Below are 4,850 nucleotides of genomic sequence, written 5' to 3'. Positions count from 1 at the left end.
CCAGAAGTCCCCGCACCACCCCCCTGTATAGGGATGCGGCTGCATGTATACACTTCCAGCAGTCACCCACCCGTCGTCGTGACCGAGGAGCCCCCTGATGGCGACAGACCTCACCGGCCGCCACTTCCTCAAGGAGGTGGACCTCACCGCCGAGGAGTTCCGCCACCTCGTCGGTCTCGCCGCCGAGCTGAAGGCCGCCAAGCGCAGAGGGCAGGAGGTGCGGCGGCTGCGGGGCAGGAATATCGCGCTGGTCTTCGAGAAGAACTCGACCCGGACCCGCTGCTCCTTCGAGGTCGCGGCGGCCGACCAGGGCGCCTCGACCACGTACCTCGACCCCTCCGGCACCCACATCGGGAAGAAGGAGTCGGCCCGGGACACCGCGCGCGTGCTCGGCCGGCTCTTCGACGCGATCCAGTTCCGGGGTCACAGCCAGGACACCGTGGAGGAGCTGGCCGCGAACGCCGGCGTTCCGGTCTACAACGGGCTGACCGACGCCTGGCACCCGACCCAGACCCTCGCCGACGTGCTGACGATCACCGAGCACACCGACCGGCCGCTGGAGTCGGTCGCCCTCGCCTACCTCGGCGACGCCCGCTACAACATGGGCAACTCCTACCTCGTCACCGGCGCCCTGCTCGGCATGGACGTACGGATCGTGGCCCCCAAGGCGCTCTGGCCCGCCGACGCGATCGTGGCCCGCGCCCAGGAGCTGGCCGCCGTCAGCGGCGCGCGCGTGACCCTCACCGAGGACGTCTCCGAGGGCGTACGGGGCGCGGACTTCGTCGCCACCGACGTGTGGGTGTCGATGGGCGAGCCCCAGGAGGCCTGGGACGAGCGGATCGAGCTGCTCAGGCCGTACGCGGTGACGATGGATGTGCTGCGGGCGACCGGCCGCCCGGACGTGAAGTTCCTGCACTGCCTGCCGGCCTTCCACGACCTGGGCACCGAGGTGGCCCGCGAGATCCACGAGCGGCACGGGCTGACCTCGCTGGAGGTCACCGACGAGGTCTTCGAGTCCGAGCACTCGGTGGTCTTCGACGAGGCCGAGAACCGGATGCACACGATCAAGGCCGTGCTGGTGGCTACCCTCGCCGGGGCTGGGGCGGGATCGACGGCAGCGTGAACCACACGGCCTTGCCGTGCGGGGTGGTGCGGTAGCCGGAGGCCGAGGAGAGCGTGCGGATGAGCAGCAGCCCGCGGCCGCGCTCGTCCAGGTCGTACGGGTTGGACTCCGCGTGGGCCATGTCGGCGGGCAGCGCCGGGTCGCGGTCGTGCACCTCGACCTGGCACTGGCCGCCCAGCAGTTCCACGACCAGCTCTATGGGGCCGGTGCCCGCCGTGTGTTCGACGGCGTTGGCCACCAGTTCGGCCGTCAGCAGCTCCGCGGTGTCGCAGTCGACGGGCCGCTCGAGCTCGGCCAGCGCGTTGCGGATCAGGGCGCGGGCGATCGGCACGGCGGCCGCCGTGTGCGGGAGGGCGGCCCGCCAGGTGGCGGACGCGCGGGTGAGGGGCACAGGGATCCGTTCCAAAAGGGTTCGTTTCCGCTTCAACCGTAGGTGCGGGTCCGTGCCCTCCCCAGGGTCCCCTGTCACTCCGGGCAGGACCGAAGTCCCGATCGGAACAGGGCTTTCTCCTCTTGTGCCGCCGACCTGCACAAGTGAACCGGTGGCCTGCGCAAGGTCGTGTGCACGACCGGAAACCCGTATCGCGCACTCGTGACGGCAGTCACAACTCGGTGATAACTTCGGCGGGCAGGCACCAGCCCTCCGGCTGAAGGAGGCCGTACGCCATGAGCCCGTTCACCGGTTCCGCCCGGACGACCGAGGAGTGGCGGCACCTCCGCCTCACCCGCGACGACGGGGTCGCCACCGTCACCCTCGCCCGCCCCGAGAAGCTCAACGCCCTGACCTTCGGCGCCTACGCCGACCTCCGCGACCTCACCGCGGAGCTCGCCCGGGACGGTTCCGTGCGGGCGCTGGTGCTCGGCGGGGAGGGCCGCGGCTTCTGCTCCGGCGGGGACGTCGACGAGATCATCGGTGCCACGCTGGCCATGGAGACCGGGCAGCTGCTCGACTTCAACCGGATGACCGGGCAGGTCGTACGGGCCCTGCGCGAGTGCCCGTTCCCGGTGGTGGCCGCGGTGCACGGGGTGGCCGCGGGCGCGGGCGCCGTCCTCGCGCTGGCCGCCGACTTCCGGGTCGCCGACCCCACCGCCCGCTTCGCGTTCCTCTTCACCCGCGTCGGGCTGTCCGGCGGCGACATGGGCGCGGCCTATCTGCTGCCGCGTGTGGTCGGCCTCGGGCACGCTACCCGGCTGCTGATGCTCGGCGAGCAGGTCCGGGCCGCCGAAGCCGAACGCATCGGGCTCATCAGCGTGTTGGCGGCGGAGGGGCGGGCCGGGGCGGAGGCCGCGGCGCTCGCCCGGCGGCTGGCCGACGGGCCCGCGCTGGCCCACGCCCAGACCAAGGCCCTGCTCACCGCGGAGCTCGACATGCCGCTGGCCGCCGCCGTCGAACTGGACGCCGCCACACAGGCGTTGCTGATGAACAGCGCCGACTACGCCGAGTTCCACGCCGCGTTCAGCGAGCGGCGGGCGCCGCAGTGGAAGGGGAGGTAGCCGTGGTGCCGCTGCGGGTCGCCGTCATCGGCGGCGGGCCCGGAGGGCTGTACGCGGCCGCGCTGCTCAAGCGCCTCGACCCGGCCCGCGAGATCACCGTCTGGGAGCGCAACGCCCCCGACGACACCTTCGGATTCGGCGTCGTACTCTCCGACGAGACGCTGGGTGGCATCGAGCACGCCGACCCGGCGGTCCACCGGGCGCTCCAGGCCGAGTTCGTACGGTGGGACGCCATCGACGTCGTGCACCGCGGACGCCGGCTCACCTCCGGCGGACACGGCTTCGCCGCGCTCGGCCGCCGCCGGCTGCTGGCGGTCCTCCACGAGCGCTGCCGCGCGCTCGGCGTGGAGCTGCGCTTCCGCGCGGAGGCGCCGTCCGCGGCCGAACTGGCCGCCGCGTACGACCTGGTGGTCGCCGCCGACGGCGTACACAGCGCGACCCGCGAGGCGCACCGTGCCGCCTTCCGGCCCCAGGTCACCTCCCACCGCTGCCGCTACATCTGGCTCGCCGCCGACTTCGCCTTCGACGCCTTCCGCTTCGAGATCGCCGAGACCGGGCACGGCGCCATGCAACTCCACGGCTATCCCTTCGCGGCCGACGCCAGCACCGTGATCGTCGAGATGCGCGAGGAGGTGTGGCGGGCGGCCGGGTTCGACCGCCTGGACCCGTACGAGTCCACCGAACGCTGCGCGAAGATCTTCGCCGAAGCGCTCGGCGGCCGCCCGCTCCGCGGCAACAACTCCCTCTGGACCACCTTCCGCACGGTCGTCAACGACCGCTGGTCGCACGGCAACACCGTGCTGCTCGGCGACGCCGCCCACACCGCGCACTTCTCCATCGGCTCCGGCACCAAGCTCGCCGTCGAGGACGCCCTCGCCCTGGCCGCCGCCCTGCGCGAGCAGCCCGACCTGCCCGCCGCCCTCACCGCGTACGAGACCGAGCGCCGGCCCGTCATCGCCTCGGTGCAGCGCGCGGCCAGGGCGAGCCTGACGTGGTTCGAGGAGCTGGGGACGTATCTGGACCAGCCGCCGCGGCAGTTCGCGTTCAACCTCCTCACCCGCAGCCGCCGCATCACCCACGACAACCTGCGGCTGCGCGACCCCGCCTTCGTCACCGCCGTGGAGCGCGAGGCGGGCCGGGAGGACGGTACGCCGCCGATGTTCACGCCGTTCCGGCTGCGCGGGCTGACCCTGCGCAACCGCGTCGTCGTCTCCCCGATGGACCTCTACTCCGCCGAGGACGGCACGCCCGGCGACTTCCACCTGGTCCACCTCGGGGCGCGGGCTCTCGGCGGGGCGGGGCTGGTCATGACCGAGATGGTGTGCGTGAGCCCGGAGGGGCGCATCACGCCGGGATGCACCGGGTTGTACGCGCCGGAGCACGAGGGCGCGTGGCGGCGGATCACGGAGTTCGTCCACACCAGCTCACCCGGGACGGCGATCGGGGTGCAGCTCGGGCACTCCGGGCGCAAGGGCTCCACCCGCCTGATGTGGGAGGGCATCGACCAGCCGCTGCCGTACGGCAACTGGCAGGTCTCGGCGGCCTCACCGCTGCCGTACCACCCGGGGGTGAGCCAGGTGCCGCACGCGCTCGACGCGGCCGGACTGGCCGAGATCCGGCGGCAGTTCACGGCCGCGGCCCGCCGCGCCGCCCACGCGGGCTTCGACCTCCTCGAACTGCACTGCGCCCACGGCTACCTCCTCTCCGGGTTCCTGTCCCCGCTCACCAACCACCGCACCGACGCGTACGGCGGCGAGCTGGACGCGCGCCTGCGCTATCCGCTCGAAGTCTTCGACGCGGTGCGGTCGGTGTGGCCGGACGACCGCCCCATGACGGTCCGGATCTCGGCCACGGACTGGGCGGAGGGGGGTACGGAGGTGGCGGACGCGGTGGCGATCGCCCGCGCGTTCACGGCACACGGCGCGGACGCCATCGACGTGTCGACGGGCCAGGTCGTCCCGGACGAACGCCCTGACTACGGCCGCTCGTACCAAACCCCCTACGCGGACCGGATCCGCAACACGCTCGGCGTGCCGGTGATCGCGGTGGGCGCGATCTCGTCCTGGGACGACGTGAACTCCCTGATCCTCGCGGGCCGCGCGGACCTCTGCGCGCTGGCCCGCCCCCACCTCTACGACCCCCACTGGACCCTCCACGCCGCGGCCGATCAGAACTACCAGGGCCCCGCGGCCCCCTGGCCGCCCCCTTACCTGCCGCGCAGCCGCCCCCCCCC

The 4,850-nt window shown here is 72.9% G+C and carries 4 protein-coding genes; 3 read left to right on the top strand and 1 reads right to left on the bottom strand.

Features of this window, described 5'->3' with window-relative positions:
• Positions 1 to 97: 97 nt before the first annotated feature.
• The gene (gene argF, locus AOK16_RS21225; protein ID WP_055473784.1) at positions 98 to 1,123 is read left to right on the top strand and encodes an ornithine carbamoyltransferase; all 1,026 of its coding nucleotides are present in this window, start codon (positions 98 to 100) and stop codon (positions 1,121 to 1,123) included.
• Here argF and AOK16_RS21220 read toward each other — a convergent pair.
• Entirely contained in the window at positions 1,083 to 1,529 is a 447-nt protein-coding gene (locus AOK16_RS21220) for an ATP-binding protein (RefSeq protein WP_055473783.1), read from the bottom strand. The two genes, argF and AOK16_RS21220, sit on opposite strands and share 41 nt — an antisense overlap.
• 260 nt (positions 1,530 to 1,789) lie before the next feature.
• On the opposite strand from AOK16_RS21220, the gene AOK16_RS21215 reads away from it, so the two are divergent.
• Entirely contained in the window at positions 1,790 to 2,617 is an 828-nt protein-coding gene (locus AOK16_RS21215) for an enoyl-CoA hydratase family protein (protein WP_055473782.1), read from the top strand.
• Between the two features lie 11 nt (positions 2,618 to 2,628).
• Positions 2,629 to 4,850: bifunctional salicylyl-CoA 5-hydroxylase/oxidoreductase (locus AOK16_RS21210; protein ID WP_205627747.1), on the top strand; the 2,222-nt coding region annotated here is incomplete at its 3' end.

It is taken from the genome of Streptomyces pathocidini (genome assembly GCF_001418495.1).
GTDB classification, from domain to species: Bacteria; Actinomycetota; Actinomycetes; order Streptomycetales; family Streptomycetaceae; genus Streptomyces; species Streptomyces pathocidini.
Note: the sequence above shows the minus strand (reverse complement) of the source record. Positions and strands in the feature narration are given on the sequence as shown.

Coding starts and splice junctions, on each gene's coding strand:
- argF (WP_055473784.1), top strand. CDS start 98: ATGGCGACAGACCTCACCGGCCGCCACTTCCTCAAGGAGGTGGACCTC.
- AOK16_RS21215 (WP_055473782.1), top strand. CDS start 1,790: ATGAGCCCGTTCACCGGTTCCGCCCGGACGACCGAGGAGTGGCGGCAC.